Here is a 15,993-nt window from a genome sequence, read left to right as displayed (position 1 = left end):
CGGTCAAGTATTGCGCGGCCGCGAAACGACAGTTGAACGGATTCCAGAGCCCCTATGCCTGAAGTCATCCTGCCCGGCGCCTCCGGCCGCATCGAAGGTCGCTATTCTCCGGGCAAGCGCCCGAACGCCCCGATCGCCCTGATCCTGCACCCCCACCCCAAGGCGGGCGGGCACATGAACAATCCCGTCGCGGTCACCCTGTACCAGCTGTTCGTCAAGCGCGGCTTCGCCACCCTGCGCTACAACAGCCGCGGCGTCGGCAAATCCCAGGGCGAGTTCGATAGCGGCATCGGCGAGCTGGCGGACGCCGCCACCGCGCTCGACTGGCTTCAGTCCAACAACCCCGCCGCCACCCAGACCTGGGTCGCCGGCTACCAGTTCGGGGCCTACATCGGCATGCAGCTGTTGATGCGCCGGCCCGAGACAGACGGCTTCATCTCGGTGTCGCCGCCGTCGAACATGTACGACTTCAGCTTCCTGGCCCCCTGCCCGGCGTCGGGCCTGTTCCTGCACGGCACGGCCGACACCATCGTCCCGCCGATCGAGGTCGAGCGCGTGGTCAACAAGCTGCGCACCCAAAAGGGCATCGTCATCGACTATGAGCTGGAAGAGGGCGCCAGCCACTTCTGGCAGGACCACCTCTCGGCGGTCGAGACCCGCGTCGGGGCCTATCTGGACAAGCGCCTCGAGGCCGAGCCCGCCTGAGGTCGATGCGGGGCGTATCCTGACGAGGCCGGTCAGCGTAGACCAGCCGAAGGACCTTGGGGGGAGTTTCAATGCGGCTTCTTGTCGGAACGCTCGGCCTGCTCACCGCATCCGTCGGTGGCGTCGCCTTCGCCCAGGATAGCGAACTGCGACCCTTCTGCCCGGATCGACCCGGCAAGGGCGATTCAACCTGCGTCATCGACTCGGGTGTGGTGCAGATCGAGGTCGGCCTGTTCGATGGCTTCGAGCAGGAGGACGACACGACCCGGATCGAGGGCTGGTCAGCCGGCTCCGTCATCGTCCGCTACGGCGTGGGCCCGCGCACAGAAGTGCAAGCAGGTGTGTCGATCGCGACGCGTGAGGAGGCGACGGACCGCGCCACCGGTCTGACCGAGACCGCAGAGGGCGTCAGCGACCTTTTCCTCGCCATGCGCCACAGCCTGATCAATCCGGATGGCGAACCCTTCGGCCTGGCTCTGACCGTGTTCGGCACCGTCCCGACGGGTGGGGATGAGGTGCGCGCCAGCGGCATTGAAGGCGGCATCGCCCTGCCGCTGGCGTTCGATACGGGCTCGGAATGGAGCCTGGGTGTTTCTCCCTTCATCGAAGCCATCCGCGACGCCGACGGCGAAGGCTCTCATGCTGCCTACAGCCTCGTGATCGGGACAGACCGGGGCTTCGGCGACTGGACGCTGGGGGCCGAAGTGTGGATCAGCCACGACGACGACCCGCTCGGCTCCACGACCCAGTCCACCTTCGACCTGATCGCCGTCTGGAGCCCCCCGTCCCTACCGGACGCCCAACTGGATTTCGGGCTGAACTTCGGCCTGAACGACGACAGCCCCGATGTCGAGTTCGGCGTGGGCCTGGCGCGCCGCTTCTGACGGCCAGGCCCCTCCGGACTTAGTGCGCCGCCTCGGCCGGCCGCTGCCCCTTGGTCTTCCACAGCGAGTACACCACGCCGCCAGTCAGGATCAGGGCGGTGATCGCCAGCGACCACTCGGCGGGGAACTTCTCCCAGCCCATCAGGTCGGCGACGAAGATCTTGCCGCCGATGAACACCAGCAGCACCGCCAGAGCCTGCTTCAGATAGGCGAAGCGATGGATGATGGCGGCCAGGGCGAAATAGAGCGCCCGCAGGCCCAGGATGGCGAAGATGTTCGAGGTGTAGACGATGAAGGGATCGGTCGTGATGGCGAAGATCGCCGGCACGGAGTCCACCGCGAAGATCACGTCCGCGATCTCGATCATCACCAGCGCCAGGAACATCGGCGTGGCCCACAGCACCATTCTGCCGGTCTTGGGATGGGGCTCCTTCACGAAGAACTTCTGGCCATGCAGCTGGTCGGTGATGCGCAGGTGCCCGCGCATCCACTTCACCAGAGGATTGGCCCCCACGTCGGCGTGGCCGTCGCCGGCGAAGAACATCTTGATCCCGGTGAAGATCAGGAAGGCCGCAAAGATATACAGCACCCAGCCGTACTGACTGACCAGCGCCGCGCCCGCCCCGATCATCAGGGCCCTCAGCACGATCACGCCCAGGATGCCCCAGAACAGCACCCGGTGCTGGAGCGCGCGCGGAATGGCGAAGTAGCCGAAGATCATGGCGATCACGAAGACGTTGTCCATCGCCAGCGACTTCTCGATCGCGAAGCCGGTCAGGTATTCTATGCCGGACTGGCTGCCCAGCTCCCACCACACCCAGCCGCCGAAGATCAGGGCGATGGCGATGTACATGCTGGACAGCAGCAGGCTCTCGCGCACGCCGATCTCATGTTGGTCCCTGTGCAGTACGCCCAGGTCCAGCACCAGCAGCGCCACGACCACGCCCATGAAAGCCAGCCACATCCAGGCCGGCTTGCCCAGCCAGTCGGCCAGGAAGAATGTCATCAGGTCCATAGGACTCCCCTTCGTTAGGGAGCGACCACGGCGCACGCATTTGGGGATCGACCGGGAAGGGTCGTCGCGCACCGAGCTCGCTCGATGCGGTCCGACATCACGTCTGCCATCAGACGTCAGAGGGGCCCGGTCCGCTGGAGGTCCAGCTAGGCGACCGTCGGTCTGTGATCAAGCCGCCCGGCGGCTCCGGGACAGAGTGTCGCAGCTACTGGCCGAAAAAGGGATGGCGCACCCGATCGCCCGGCTGCGCACCAATCTCTTCGGATCGCCCGGCGCGAAGCTCCAGCACACCGTTGGCGCCACCGTTCGAAGGGATGATCGTCTGGGAATAGGGCGTCGTGTGCCGGGCGATGGAAATGATCCGGCCGTCCGGCGCGACATAGAGGATATCCAGCGAACTGGGCGTGTCCTTCATCCAGAAGCCGCGCTCGGCGACATCCGGAAACTGGAACAGCATGCCCCGGTCGTCTTCCAGAGGCGGACGGAACATCAGCCCGCGCTCGCGCTCGGCGTCGTCGTCGGCGATCTCAACGAGGAACTCGTGCTCACCGGACGCCGTGACGATGGTCAGGGGCTCCAGCGGATTGCCTGCCGCATCGACGGGGCCGCTGCTCTGGGCGCAGGCGGCGACGGCCAGCGCCAGCGCCGCTGCCAGTAGATTCCGCTTTGAAATCATCGTCACCCTTTCGGGGCGACGTCTCAGCCGCCCGGTCTGATTTCCGCCACCACCAGGCCCTTGGGCCCGCTGGCGAACCGCACCGACACCGTCTCGCCCGGAACCAGATCGTCCAGGCCACAGCGCCGCAGCGTCTCGATGTGCACGAAGATATCGCCCGGATCGGCCGAACGCACCACGAATCCGTAGCCTTTGGTGCGGTTGAACCACTTGACGGTGGCCGTCTCCAGATCGCCCGACGCTTCCGGGGTCGCCGACAGGCTGCGGCGATCCGACTTCAGGGCTTCATAGCCTCGGCGCGGTGCGACGGTGTCTGGTTCGGGCTCTCCAAGGTCATGGACCTGCGTCACCTGCCAGCCCTTGGGCCGCCGGGCACAGGCGCACGCGATCTGGGCTCCCTCGCCCGCCTGTTCCCAGCCCCCGTCCCGCAGGCTTGAGATGTGCAACAAGACGTCCTTGTGGTCCGTCTGGTCCGGATCATCGGGAACGATGAAGCCGTACCCCTTGCCCGGATCAAACCACTTTACCCGCCCGACGATCCGGACGGTGTCCGGCGCATCCAGCCCCTCGTATTCCGACACGTTCAGCCCCCCGCCCGCGAGCATTGCGGACGGTTCATGTTTAACACGGTTCTGTGAACCCGTGAAAAGCGAAAAACGTCTGTTTCAGAAACGGCTCAGCTTACCCCGGTGGGGCCGTCCAGCAGGGTCCGCACCTTCCGCGCCAGGTCGCCTCTGCGGTATGGCTTGCCGATCAATTCGAAACCGCTGCGATCATCCTCATGATCCAACGCCCGGTCCGCCCATCCGGTGGTCAGCAACACCTGGATCCGGGGCCTCAGCCGGCGCACCTGGTTGGCCAGGGTCACGCCGTTCATCCCGCCGGGCATGACGATGTCTGTGAACAGCAGGTCCACGTGGGGCGCCGTTTCCAGCACCTCCAGCGCCTGCCCTCCCGTCGTCGCGGTCAGCAAGCTGTAGCCGAGGTCCTCCAGGATGCCGCGCCCCATCTCCATGACCTCGGGATTGTCCTCGACCATCAGGATCGTCTCCGAGCCGCCCTGAACATCGCGCAAGGGGCGGTGCAAGGCTTCGCTGGCCTCGCCGCTGATCGCGGGGAAGATCAACTTGACCGTGGTGCCCTCCCCGACTTCGGACTCGATCACAAGATGGCCCCGGCTCTGGCGCATGAAGCCGTAGACCATGGCCAGGCCCATGCCCGTGCCCTTGCCAACATCCTTGGTGGTGAAGAAGGGTTCGGTGACCCGCGCCAGCACATTGGCCGGCATGCCCATTCCCATGTCCCGGACCGAGACCACGACGTAGTCGCCCGGCTCGGCGTCCCCCAGATCCCCACGCTCCACCACCGTGACCGTCTGGGTGCTGATCCCGACCTCGCCGCCTTCCGGCATGGCGTCGCGCGCGTTGACCAGGACGTTCAGCAGGGCGACCTCGGCCTGAACGGTATCCACCTGGGCCAGCCTCAGGTTCGGTTCCAGCCGAGGGCGGATGGTGATCTGGCTGCCCAGGGTGCGCCCGACCATGTCACGCAAACCCTCCACCAGCAGGTTCAAATTGGTCGGTCGCCCGTCCAGCCGCTGCTTGCGGGCGAATGCCAGCAGCTGCCCGGTCAGGGTCTCGGCCCGCTTGGCGCCTTCCATGGCCCGCTCCAGCCGACGCTTCACCGCCTCGTCGTCGATCCGCTCGATGGCGGATTCGACGTTGCCCATGATGACGGTCAGCAGATTGTTGAAGTCGTGCGCGATGCCCCCGGTCAGCTGGCCCACCGCCTCCATCTTCTGCGCCTGACGCAGCGCGTCCTCGGCGTCGCGCCGGCGCGATACGTCCAGCTGCGAGGCGAAGAAATACAACAGCTTGTTGTCGGGTCCGAACACTGGACTGATGAACAGGGCGTTCCAGAACGCAGACCCGTCCTTGCGATAGTTCAGGATCTCGACGGAAACGTCCGTCCGGGCTGCGATCGCCTGGCGCACTACGCTGACGGTCTCCGGATCGCTGCCGGCGCCCTGAAGAAAGCGACAGTTGCGACCCACCAGTTCCTCGACCGCATAGCCCGTCAGGTCGACGAAGGCGTTGTTGGCGAAGACGATCGGATTGTCGGGCTGGTTGGGATCGGTGACGATCATCGGCATCCGCGTCATCTCGACAGCGGCGAAGAAGATGTCGTCTGTTCCGGCGAACCCCTCGTGCGTTACGGTCGGGACCACGCTACGCGCGGGCGGGACTTCAGGCGTGTCGGACGTCAAGCGGCAGGCTCCTCGATACGAGGCCTGCGGTAACGACCCCTTCACTACGAAACGCAGCTAGGCCGTTTTGGCTCACGACGCAAAAGTCGCCAGCGTACACAAGGATTTAGGGGAGGCCCCGCGTGGCAGTCCCTAGGGGAATCGAACCCCTCTTTTCAGGTTGAAAACCTGACGTCCTAACCGATAGACGAAGGGACCGCTGCGCGGGGAGCCGGCGATATAGCGGGCGATTCCGAGGGGCGCAAGCACCCGCTGTCGCTAAATGGACATGCGCGGGTCGGCGGCGTCCTCGATCTCGAACTGGACCCCGCGCCGCCCGTTCCAGTCGTCCGCCTTCAGCCGCCCGACTACGCTCAGGCCGCCCTGCCCGGCCAGCAAGGCCCGGCCCAGCGGCAGGTCCGCGCAACGCCAGGCGATGGCCCGGACCGAGGCGCCGTCAGCCCCGACCAGCCGGCAGCGCACATGTCCGCCGTTCATCTGCACCGGCTCGCGGGCTTGCACGCCGCCGAGTGCGAACAGAGGCTCCGGATTCCCTGGCCCGAAGGGCGCAAGCCGCTCGAAATCCTCGAACAGGACCCGCGTCGCCGCCGAGGGATCGATCAGGGCGTCGACCTCAACCCAGTCCTGCGCCTCCGCCTCGACCTGCTCACCGGCCAGCGCTGCGTTGAGGTAGTCCCGCAAGGCGTCGATCCCGTCCGGCCTCACCGTCAGGCCCGCCGCCATGGCATGCCCGCCCCCCGCCAGCAGCAGGCCCGCGTTCCACGCCGCCTGCACCGCCCGGCCCAAGTTCATGCCCGGCTGCGACCGCCCGGAACCCTTGCCGACGCCTGCCGCCGCATCCACGCCGATGACGATGACGGGCTTCCTCCACCGCTCCCTCAGCCGCCCGGCCACAATGCCGACCACGCCCGGATGCCAGTCCTCGCCCGCCACCACGACGACAGCCGAACCATCCGCGTGATGCCCCGCCGCCTCGACGCGGCGCACGGCGGTCTCCGTCACCTCGCGCTCGACCTCGCGCCGCGCCACGTTCAGCGCATCCAGCTCCTCGGCCAGAGCCCGCGCCTCCTCCGGATCGTCGGTCGACAGCAGCCGCGTCCCCAGGTCCGCTCGGCCGATCCGTCCGCCCGCGTTGATGCGCGGCCCCAGAATGAAGCCCGCGTGGTTGACCTTGGCCGGGCCCGGCTCGCTGCCGGCCACGGCCAGCAGGGCCTTCAGACCCGGATTGCTCCAGCCGGACATGACGCCGAGCCCCAGCCCCGCCAGCGCCCGGTTGAAACCCGACAGCCGCGTCACATCGCAAATGGCCCCCAGCGCCGCCAGATCGAGCCATTGCCGGATCTCCGGCTCAGCCCGACCCTCGAACACGGCCCGCCGCCGCGCTTCGCGGTTCAGCGCCGCCAGCAGCACGAACACCACCCCCGCCGCCGCCAGGTTCCCCTGCCCCGAGCCGCAGCCCGGCCGGTTCGGATTGACGACCGCCAGACACTGCGGCGGCTCCTCGCGCATCATGTGATGGTCAATCACCACGACCTTCAGCCCGATGGCGCAGGCATGGGCGATGGCTTCGTTGGCCGCCGCCCCGCAGTCCACGGTGACGACCAAATCCGCGCCCAGCGCCTTCAGCCGGTCGAAGGCCGCCGGGCTCGGCCCGTAGCCCTCGGTCAGGCGGTCGGGCACATAGATCGGCAGCTCGGTGCCCATCGCCCGGAACCAGCGCACCAGCAGCGCCGCGCTGGAGGCCCCGTCAACGTCGTAGTCGGCGAAGACATGCACCCGCTCGCCCGCCTGCACCGCCGAGACGATGGCTTCCGCCGCCTTGTCCATGTCCATGAAGGACGAGGGATCGGGAAACAGGCGCTTGAGGGTGGGCGACAGGAAGTCCGCCCCCTCCTCCGCCGGGACGCCTCGCGCGGCCAGCGCCCGCGCCAACGGTTCAGACAGTCCTAGCGCCTGCATATGGGCGCGGATCGTGGCGGTCTCGGCCGGTCTCTGTCTCCAGGCCCGGCCAGACAGCGAACGCGCGACGTCGAGATAGCCAGGCGTCAAACCTGTCGCCGCGCCATCCGCCATCAGACCGGTCGCGTAGTCCGGATGCGCCGCACCGTCCTCGTCGAGGAGTCCATCACCAGGGTGTGCGTCGTGACGAAGCCATTGCGCATCACCACACCGTCCAGCATCGCCCCCTTGGTCACGCCGGTCGCGGCGAAGACGGCGTCCTTGGACACCAGGTCGTGAAGGTCGTACTTTCGATCGAAATCGGTCACGCCGGTGCGCTGGGCCCGCGCCCGCTCATCGTCATTGCGGAACAGCAGCCGGCCCTGGAAATGCCCGCCGACGCACTTCAGCGCCGAAGCCGCCAGCACGCCCTCCGGCGCCCCGCCTGAGCCCAGATACAGGTCGATGCCCGTCTCCGGCTCCGCCGTGTGGATCACGCCCGCTACGTCTCCGTCGGTGATCAGCATCACCCGCGCGCCCACCTCGCGCAGCGCCGCGATCAGGGCCTCATGCCGAGGCCGGTCCATGCAGCAGACGGTGATGTCTTCCGGCTTCACGCCCTTGGCCGCCGCGAGCGAGCGCACATTCTCCTGCGGGCTCATGTCCAGATCGACCGTGCCGGGAGCATAGCCCGGGCCGATGGCGATCTTGTCCATGTAGGTGTCGGGCGCGTGCAGCAGTCCGCCTCCCGCGGACATGGCCAGCACCGTGAGCGCATTGGCCATGGCCTTGGCCGTCAGCGTCGTGCCTTCAAGCGGATCCAGCGCGATGTCGATGGCCGGGCCTTTGCCGGTGCCGACCTTCTCGCCGATGTAGAGCATGGGCGCCTCGTCGCGCTCGCCCTCGCCGATCACGATCTTGCCGTCGATATCCAGACTGTTCAGCGCGTTACGCATGGCGTCGACGGCCAGCTGGTCGGCGTGCTTCTCGTCGCCGCGCCCGATCTGGGCCCAGCTGGCGATGGCGGCCAGTTCGGTGACCATGGCTGCGTCGGCAGCCAGCGTCGAGGCGAAGGGGGCCGTGTCGGCCATGGGCTTGCTCCTGAGGGCGGATGATCCCCGGATTCTGTCGACCGGGCGATAGGGTATGGGTCAGCGCGGGCCGCTGCTAGAAGGGGCGGGCGTCCGATCTATGGGTGGCGGGGCCTCGGCACGGCGACGGACCTGCTCGGCGAAAGCCTCGACCTCGGCCTGAGTTTCGGCGGTCACCGGCGATATCTGCTGCAAATCGACCCGTGCGCCGATCTCGCTGGCCAGAGTCGCCGGATCGCCCAGAGTCCATTCAATCCGCTCGGCCTCGGCCTGCAGCGAGGATCCCGCGCCGGTCAGACCCTGGACGCGCGCCGCAACCTCGACCGCGCCGGGCGAGTCCATGGCCGCCCTCGGGAAATCCGCCCAGCGCGGATACTCGCGATTGGCGTTAACCAGCGCCTGAATTTGCGGGACGATCGGCGAACCCACGTCGGTCTCCGCCTCGAAGGCCCCGGCGCAGCCCGAGGCCGCCCCGCCGACCAGCGCCAGCCCGATCAGGAATTTCGCTCGTTGCGCGTTCATCTCGCGCCGGTCTTAGGCCATGATCGTGACAGGCAAAAGGGCGAACGATGCGTCCGACGCCCCGCAGGAAGCGCCCGGAGATTTCATGGCCAAGGCCCCCAAGACCCCGCCCAAACCCCTGGCCGTGGCCTCTCAGCCGCGCAAGCCCGGCCGCACCACCTCAGCCAAGCCGCGTGCCCCGCGCGCGAAGAAGGCCGCGCTGACCGCCGAATCCGCTGCCGAGCCGCTGATCGCGGCGCCGCAGCCGGTCGCTCCCGAAGCTGCCAAGACTGAGACTGCATCCCCTGACCCCGTTCCTGGCCCCCAGGCCGAAGCCCAGCCCGAACCGGCGTCCGCCAACCCTTTCGCCTTTCCGGGCGAGGAGCAGCGCCAGATGATCGAGACCCTCTCGGTCAACCTGGCGAAAGCCGCCATGACCGCCCAGGCCGCCATCGCCGAGGCCGCGCTGGCTAACGCAGATCGCCCGGCTGCCCTGTCGCCCGATCCCTTCAACGTCGGCCCGGCGATGAACTCCGTCATGACCAGCCTGGCCGCCCGCCCCGACAAGCTGTTCGCCGCCCAGGCCGACCTGTTCAACCGCTACATGGACCTGTGGGCCACGACCGCCCGCCGCGTCTCCGGCGAGGAACCGCCCCAGCCGTCCAAGGACAAGCGTTTCAAGGACCCCGCCTGGGGCGAGAACCCCATGTTCGACGTCATGCGCCAGTCCTATCTGGTCACCGCCGACTGGATGAACGGCCTGGTGTCCTCCGTCGAGGACGTCGACCCCCGCACCAAGCGTCGCGCAGAGTTCTTCACCAAGCTCCTGACCGACGCCTTCTCGCCGTCGAACTTCCTGGCCTCCAACCCCGCCGCGCTGAAGGCCATGGCCGAGACCAACGGCGAGTCCCTCGTCAAGGGTATGCAGAACTTCGCCGTCGACCTCGAACGCGGCATGGGCAAGCTCAAGATCAGCCAGGCCGACTACGGCCGCTTCGTCGTCGGCGAGAACGTCGCCACGGCCCCCGGCCAGGTCGTCTGGCGCGACGAGCTGTTCGAGCTGATCCAGTTCGACGCTGCCACGGAGAAGCAGCGCGCCATCCCGCTGCTGATCTTCCCGCCCTGGATCAACAAGTTCTACATCCTGGACCTCCAGCCCGAGAACTCCATGATCCGCTGGCTTTCGAGCCAGGGCTTCACCGTTTTCGTCTGCTCCTGGGTCAATCCGGACGCCTCGATGGCGGCCTACGACTTCGACGACTACCTGGAGAAGGGCATCTACCGCGCTACGCAAAAGGCGATGGAGCAGACCGGTCAGGACCGGCTGAACACCGTCGGCTACTGCATCGGCGGCACACTGATGGGGGCCGCGCTCGCACACATGGCGGCCCGTGGCGACAGCAGAGTCAACGCCACCACCTTCTTCGCCGCCCAGCACGACTTCGAGGAGGCCGGCGACCTGCTGCTCTTCACCGACGAGCACTGGCTGGGCGAGATCGAGAAGCAGATGGACATGGCCGGCGGCGTCCTGCCCGGCGCCGCCATGGCCGACACCTTCAACGCCCTGCGCGCCAACGACCTGATCTGGTCGTTCTTCGTCTCCAACTACCTGATGGGCAAGGAGCCCGCCGCCTTCGACCTGCTGTTCTGGAACGCCGACCAGACCCGCATGCCCAAGGCGCTGCACATGAACTACCTGCGCAGCATGTACGGGGCCAACAAGCTGACCAAGGGCGAGTTCGAGATCGGCGGCGAGCGCGTCGACTTGTCGAAGGTCACCATCCCCCTCTATTTCCAGGCCAGCCGGGAAGACCACATCGCCCCGATGAACTCCGTCTATCGCTCGGCCAAGGCGTTCCGGAACGCCGACGTCACGCTGACGCTCGCGGGCTCGGGCCACATCGCGGGCGTGGTCAATCCGCCCTCGGCCAAGAAGTACCAGCACTGGGTCAATCCGAAGCTGCCGGCGACCCTCGCCGAATGGCAGGCGGAGGCCCAGGAACACCCCGGCAGCTGGTGGCCGCACTGGGCCGAGTGGCTCCACGCCCGCTCGGGCGAATGGGTCGCAGCCCGCGATCCCCACAAAGGCCCGCTTTCGCCGCTAGAGCCCGCGCCGGGGTCCTATGTGAAAGTGAAGTCTTGAGCCGTATCGAGCCGAACCTCCTCCTCGCCGTCGCCACCGGCCTGCCGCTGCTGCTTCTGACGCTGACCGCCGCCGTCTACGGCGAGCCTGCTCCCCTGTGGCGCTACCCCTTCCTGGCGGGGCTCTACACGGCGATGTTCGTGGTTCTGCACCGGCCTCTGTCGAAGCTGATGCGGATGGACCCCGACCGCCCGCCCATGATCGACATGCGGGCCCCCACTTCCGCTATCTGGGCGGCCATCTTCCCTGGCGTGGTGACGGTGCTGGCAGTCATCCCCTTCTTCTTCCGGGGCTGGGACTACGGCTTGCTGGTCGTCATCGCCTCGGTGCTGTTTGGCTACACCGTCCGCTCGGCCATGAAGGCCCCGCGCGCCGGGACCTAAGCAGGCCGGAAAATCAGGGACACGCCGTTGTTGCAGTAGCGCAGCCCCGTCGGCCGCGGCCCGTCGTTGAATACATGCCCGTGGTGCCCCAGGCAGCGGGCGCAGTGATACTCCGTGCGCGGAATGCCGATGGCGAAGTCGGTCTTGGTCCCGATCGCCCCGTCGATGACGTCATGGAAGCTCGGCCAACCGGTGCCTGAGTCGAACTTCGTCTCCGACCGAAACAGCGGCAGCTCGCACCCCCGACAGACATAGGTCCCGCGCCGCCGCTCGTCGTTCAGCGGACTGGTATAGGGCCGCTCCGTCGCCTCGTGGCGCAGCACCTGATAGCTCAGCCCAGGCAGGCGCTCGCGCCACTGGGCGTCGGTGATGCGACGGAAAGGCGAGTTGGCGTACTGCGCCGTCGAGGCATCCGCCTCACCCGGCGAGGAGCAGGCCGCGAGCGCGGCGGCCGATCCGCACAGCAGGACGGCACGGCGGGAGAATTTCAGGGGCTGGGTCATGGCCCCAACTACGTCGGCATCGCTGCCCAGGTTTCAAGGCGTCAGATCAGCCCGGTCGCCTCGTCCAGACCTAGCATCAGGTTCATATTCTGCACCGCGGCCCCCGACGCCCCCTTGCCGAGATTGTCCAGCAGCGCGACCAGCCGCGCCTGAGATCCGCCCCGGTCGCCGAACACATGCAGCCGCATCCGGTTGGTGCCGTTCAGCCCCTCGGGGTCCAGACCCGTCATCGCCTCGGTCTCGTCCAGTCCCGCCACCTCGACGAAGCGGCAGCCATCGTAGGCCTCGACCAGGCAGCCGTGCAGCCGGTCGATCGACGGCGTCTCGGGCAGGGCCGCCAGATGCAGCGGCACCTCGACCAGCATCCCCTGCCGGTAGGCCGCCACCGCCGGCGAAAACAGCACGGGCACATGCAGGCCGCTGTGCTTGGTCATCTCCGGCACATGCTTGTGCTTCAGCGTCAGCCCATAGGCGCGATAGGACGGCGCGCCGCCAGTTTCGAACTCGGCGATCATCGCCTTGCCGCCGCCGGAATAGCCGCTGACGGCGTTGACGGTGACCGGCCAGTCCACCGGCACCAGCCCCGCCTTCACCAATGGTCGCATCAGGCCGATGAAGCCGGTCGGATAGCAGCCGGGGTTCGAGACCCGGTGCGAGCCGATGATCTCGCCCCGCTGGACCGCGTCCATCTCGGCAAAGCCATAGGTCCAGCCGGTCGCCGTGCGATAGGCCGTCGAGGCGTCGATGACCCGCACGTCCGGGTTCTCGATCATGGCCACGGCTTCCTTGGCCGCATCGTCGGGCAGGCACAGGATCACGGCATCCGCCGCATTCAGCGCCTCGGCCCGCGCCTTGGGATCACGCCGCCGCTCGCCCAGCAGGATCAGTTCCAGATCGGCGCGCCGCTCCAGCCGCTCGCGGATCTCCAATCCCGTGGTCCCGGCCTCGCCGTCGATGAAGACTGTCGCCATTCCAAACTCCGATCCCTCTCCCTGAGGGAGAGGGCTTGAGCGCCCGAGAGCCCAACGGGCGATCGGACTTCGTGCAAAAGGGTGAGGGGTTCTGCCCTCACCGGTTCGCACCCTAACCCCTCACCCTTTCGCTTCGCTCTTGGAAGCTCAAGCCCTCTCCCGCTGGGAGAGGGAGAAAGAAAAGGGCGCTCCGGGTCTCCCCGAAGCGCCCTTGTAATCCCCGTCGCGGGTTCGCGACTTAGCGCTTCGAGAACTGGAAGCTGCGGCGGGCCTTGGCGCGGCCGTACTTCTTGCGCTCGACCACGCGGGCGTCGCGGGTCAGGAAGCCGTGCGGCTTCAGCACCGGACGCAGGCCCGGCTCGTAGTGTGTCAGGGCGTGCGACAGGCCGTGACGGATGGCGCCGGCCTGGCCCGAGAGGCCCGAGCCCTCAACCGTGCAGACCACGTCGAACTGGGTCGTGCGGTCGGTGACTTCCAGCGGCTGGGCCACCATCATCTGCAGCACCGGACGCGCGAAATAGGCGTTCAGCTCCTTGCCGTTGACGGTGATCTTGCCGGTGCCCGGCTTCACCCAGACGCGGGCGATGGCGTTCTTGCGCTTGCCGGTCGAATAGGCGCGGCCCTGGGCGTCCAGCTTCTGGACGTATTCAGGAGCGGATTCAGCGGCACCGGCGGTGCCCAGGCCCTTCAGGGCGTCGAAGCCGGTGGCCGTTTCTTGCGTGACGTCGGTCATGGCTTACAGGCTCCGGGTGTTCTTCTTGGAGCGACCGGCGAAGTCGATCGTCTCGGGCTGCTGGGCTTCGTGGCTGTGCGACGGTCCGGCGAACAGGCGCAGGTGCGTCATCTGCTTGCGGGCCAGCGGGCTTTCCTTGGGCAGCATGCGCTCGACGGCCTTTTCCAGCACGCGCTCGGGGAAGCGGCCGCCCAGCACCTTGGCCGGGGTCGTTTCCTTGACGCCGCCCGGGTGGCCGGTGTGGCGGTAGTAGACCTTGTCGGTGTTCTTCTTGCCGGTGAACACAACCTTGTCGACGTTGGTCACGACGACATAGTCGCCGCTATCCACGTGGGGGGTGTAGGTCGGCAGGTGCTTGCCGCGCAGGCGCATGGCGATGAAAGTCGCGAGACGGCCCACCACCGCGCCTTCGGCGTCGATGTGGATCCACTTCTTCTCGACCTCGGCCGGCTTCAGCGAAGCCGTGGTGCTCTTCAGCATGGTTGAGGTGTCCTGGGACGAAGACGAAAACGGGATCGCCCCGGCGGGCCGGAACGAGCGAAGGCGCGCTCTTAGAGGGCGATGCACGCCACGTCAATGCAGCCTTCTCCGGCAGAAATAGCGTAATCAATTGATTCAAAACACTTTCCTCATTACGGTATCAAAATACCGCATCACTGGGCCCGCGTTCCAGCCCCTCTGCAGACGAAAAAGGCCCCCGGATCGCTCCGGAGGCCTTCGTCCATGCGTTGCAGCGTGCCTCAGGCCGCGCCGTCGGCGGCCTTCTTCTTTTCGGCGTAGATCAGCAGGGGCTGGGCCTTGCCCTCAATCACCTCGGCGTTGACGACCACTTCCTCGACGCCGTCGAAGGTCGGCAGCTCGAACATGGTCTCGAGCAGAATGCCCTCCAGGATGGAGCGCAGGCCACGCGCGCCGGTCTTGCGCGTGATCGCCTTCTTGGCCACCGCCGACAGGGCGTCGTCGGTGAAGGTCAGGCCGACGTTCTCCATCTCGAACAGGCGCTTGTACTGCTTGATCAGGGCGTTCTTGGGCTCGGTCAGGATCTTGACGAGGGCGGTCTCGTCCAGGTCCTCCAGCGTCGCCAGAACCGGCAGGCGGCCGATGAACTCGGGGATCAGGCCAAAGCGCATCAGGTCGTCGGGCTCGACGCCCTTCAGGATGTCGCCGGTGCGGCGCTCGTCGACTTCCTTGACCTTGGCTCCAAAGCCAATCGAGGCCCCCTGCCCGCGCGCCGAGATCACCTTTTCCAGCCCGGCGAAGGCGCCGCCGACGATGAACAGGATATTGGCGGTGTCGACCTGCAGGAACTCCTGCTGCGGGTGCTTGCGACCACCCTGCGGCGGCACCGAGGCGACGGTGCCTTCCATGATCTTCAGCAGGGCCTGCTGCACGCCCTCGCCCGAGACGTCGCGGGTGATCGACGGGTTGTCGGACTTGCGGCTGATCTTGTCGATCTCGTCGATGTAGACGATGCCGCGCTGGGCCCGCTCGACGTTGTAGTCGGACGCCTGGAGCAGCTTCAGGATGATGTTCTCGACGTCCTCGCCGACATAGCCCGCTTCGGTCAGCGTCGTGGCGTCAGCCATGGTGAAGGGCACGTCGATGATCCGCGCCAGCGTCTGGGCCAGCAGCGTCTTGCCCGAGCCGGTCGGCCCGATCAGCATGATGTTGGACTTGGCCAGCTCGACGTCGTTGTTCTTCGTCGCGTGGTTCAGGCGCTTGTAGTGGTTGTGCACCGCGACTGAGAGCACCTTCTTGGCGTGCGCCTGGCCGATGACGTAGTCGTCCAGGACCTCGCGGATTTCCTTGGGCGTCGGGACGCCGTCCTTGGACTTGACGAAGCCGATCTTGTGCTCTTCACGGATGATATCCATGCACAGTTCGACGCATTCATCGCAGATGAACACGGTCGGACCGGCAATGAGCTTGCGCACCTCGTGCTGGCTCTTTCCGCAGAAGCTGCAGTAGAGCGTTGACTTGGCGTCAGTGCCAGCGGCTTTGGTCATGGACCCTTCTCACTCTCACGTTCCGGGGAGGGAACGCGCTTCCTTCGCGTTGATTCCACCACTATGGACGCGAAGATATTCAAAAAATGACAATCCCCCATCCGGAGCGCCGCCACAACCCCGTATTGGGGACAGCGTCGGGTCTGGTCGGGGATGGATCGGCGGCGACCTTGGGCGG

At 66.9% G+C, this 15,993-nt stretch carries 16 protein-coding genes and 1 tRNA gene; 4 read left to right on the top strand and 13 right to left on the bottom strand.

Features of this window, described 5'->3' with window-relative positions; genetic code table 11:
- Positions 1-54: 54 nt before the first annotated feature.
- Both Q333_RS0107655 and Q333_RS0107650 read left to right on the top strand, forming a co-directional pair.
- Complete coding sequence (locus tag Q333_RS0107655; protein WP_029416162.1) at positions 55-705, top strand: alpha/beta hydrolase; 651 nt, start codon at positions 55-57, stop codon at positions 703-705.
- A gap of 71 nt (positions 706-776) precedes the next feature.
- Positions 777-1,589, top strand: a complete 813-nt coding sequence (locus tag Q333_RS0107650; protein WP_029416161.1) for a transporter — start codon at positions 777-779, stop codon at positions 1,587-1,589.
- 19 nt (positions 1,590-1,608) lie between these two features.
- Here Q333_RS0107650 and Q333_RS0107645 read toward each other — a convergent pair whose 3' ends face one another.
- The 8 genes from Q333_RS0107645 to Q333_RS0107610 form a co-directional block, all read right to left on the bottom strand.
- Positions 1,609-2,604: a TerC family protein gene (locus Q333_RS0107645; protein ID WP_035293993.1), complete on the bottom strand. Its 996-nt coding sequence runs from the start codon at positions 2,602-2,604 to the stop codon at positions 1,609-1,611.
- Between the two features lie 205 nt (positions 2,605-2,809).
- A complete protein-coding gene (locus Q333_RS0107640; protein WP_029416159.1) occupies positions 2,810-3,280 on the bottom strand; it encodes a DUF192 domain-containing protein in 471 nt (156 codons plus the stop codon).
- A gap of 23 nt (positions 3,281-3,303) precedes the next feature.
- Positions 3,304-3,885 (bottom strand): cold-shock protein, encoded by a 582-nt coding sequence (locus tag Q333_RS0107635; protein WP_029416158.1) that lies wholly within the window; start codon positions 3,883-3,885, stop codon positions 3,304-3,306.
- 71 nt (positions 3,886-3,956) lie between these two features.
- A complete protein-coding gene (locus tag Q333_RS0107630) occupies positions 3,957-5,546 on the bottom strand; it encodes a histidine kinase famiy protein (RefSeq protein ID WP_029416157.1) in 1,590 nt (529 codons plus the stop codon).
- A 123-nt stretch (positions 5,547-5,669) separates the two neighbouring features.
- Positions 5,670-5,744: transfer RNA gene (locus Q333_RS0107625), tRNA-Glu, on the bottom strand.
- A 60-nt stretch (positions 5,745-5,804) separates the two neighbouring features.
- The gene (gene recJ, locus Q333_RS0107620; protein ID WP_029416156.1) at positions 5,805-7,619 is read right to left on the bottom strand and encodes a single-stranded-DNA-specific exonuclease RecJ; all 1,815 of its coding nucleotides are present in this window, start codon (positions 7,617-7,619) and stop codon (positions 5,805-5,807) included.
- Positions 7,619-8,575, bottom strand: a complete 957-nt coding sequence (gene glpX / locus Q333_RS0107615) for a class II fructose-bisphosphatase (protein ID WP_029416155.1) — start codon at positions 8,573-8,575, stop codon at positions 7,619-7,621. The genes recJ and glpX overlap by 1 nt, the downstream gene beginning before the upstream one ends.
- A gap of 60 nt (positions 8,576-8,635) precedes the next feature.
- The gene (locus tag Q333_RS0107610) at positions 8,636-9,097 is read right to left on the bottom strand and encodes a hypothetical protein (RefSeq protein ID WP_029416154.1); all 462 of its coding nucleotides are present in this window, start codon (positions 9,095-9,097) and stop codon (positions 8,636-8,638) included.
- A gap of 85 nt (positions 9,098-9,182) precedes the next feature.
- Between Q333_RS0107610 and phaC the strand changes: the two genes are divergently transcribed.
- Complete coding sequence (phaC, locus tag Q333_RS0107605; RefSeq protein ID WP_029416153.1) at positions 9,183-11,219, top strand: class I poly(R)-hydroxyalkanoic acid synthase; 2,037 nt, start codon at positions 9,183-9,185, stop codon at positions 11,217-11,219.
- Entirely contained in the window at positions 11,216-11,602 is a 387-nt protein-coding gene (locus Q333_RS0107600; protein WP_029416152.1) for a hypothetical protein, read from the top strand. Before phaC ends, Q333_RS0107600 begins: the two co-directional genes overlap by 4 nt.
- Here the strand turns inward: Q333_RS0107600 and msrB are convergent.
- The 5 genes from msrB to clpX all read right to left on the bottom strand — a co-directional run bounded on the left by msrB (position 11,599) and on the right by clpX (position 15,815).
- Positions 11,599-12,105 carry a peptide-methionine (R)-S-oxide reductase MsrB gene (gene msrB, locus Q333_RS0107595; RefSeq protein ID WP_029416151.1) on the bottom strand — a complete coding sequence of 169 codons (507 nt, stop codon included), beginning with the start codon at positions 12,103-12,105 and terminating at the stop codon, positions 11,599-11,601. The genes Q333_RS0107600 and msrB overlap by 4 nt on opposite strands.
- Before the next feature lie 41 nt (positions 12,106-12,146).
- Complete coding sequence (gene argC, locus Q333_RS0107590) at positions 12,147-13,076, bottom strand: N-acetyl-gamma-glutamyl-phosphate reductase (RefSeq protein ID WP_029416150.1); 930 nt, start codon at positions 13,074-13,076, stop codon at positions 12,147-12,149.
- A gap of 238 nt (positions 13,077-13,314) precedes the next feature.
- Positions 13,315-13,809 carry a 30S ribosomal protein S9 gene (rpsI, locus tag Q333_RS0107585; RefSeq protein WP_051651192.1) on the bottom strand — a complete coding sequence of 165 codons (495 nt, stop codon included), beginning with the start codon at positions 13,807-13,809 and terminating at the stop codon, positions 13,315-13,317.
- Between the two features lie 3 nt (positions 13,810-13,812).
- Positions 13,813-14,286 (bottom strand): 50S ribosomal protein L13, encoded by a 474-nt coding sequence (gene rplM / locus Q333_RS0107580; protein WP_157072416.1) that lies wholly within the window; start codon positions 14,284-14,286, stop codon positions 13,813-13,815.
- A 263-nt stretch (positions 14,287-14,549) separates the two neighbouring features.
- The gene (clpX, locus tag Q333_RS0107575) at positions 14,550-15,815 is read right to left on the bottom strand and encodes an ATP-dependent Clp protease ATP-binding subunit ClpX (protein ID WP_029416147.1); all 1,266 of its coding nucleotides are present in this window, start codon (positions 15,813-15,815) and stop codon (positions 14,550-14,552) included.
- Positions 15,816-15,993 lie beyond the last annotated feature (178 nt).

It is taken from the genome of Brevundimonas bacteroides DSM 4726 (genome assembly GCF_000701445.1).
Lineage (GTDB): Bacteria > Pseudomonadota > Alphaproteobacteria > Caulobacterales > Caulobacteraceae > Brevundimonas > Brevundimonas bacteroides.
This window is presented reverse-complemented; position numbering and strand designations above follow the sequence as displayed.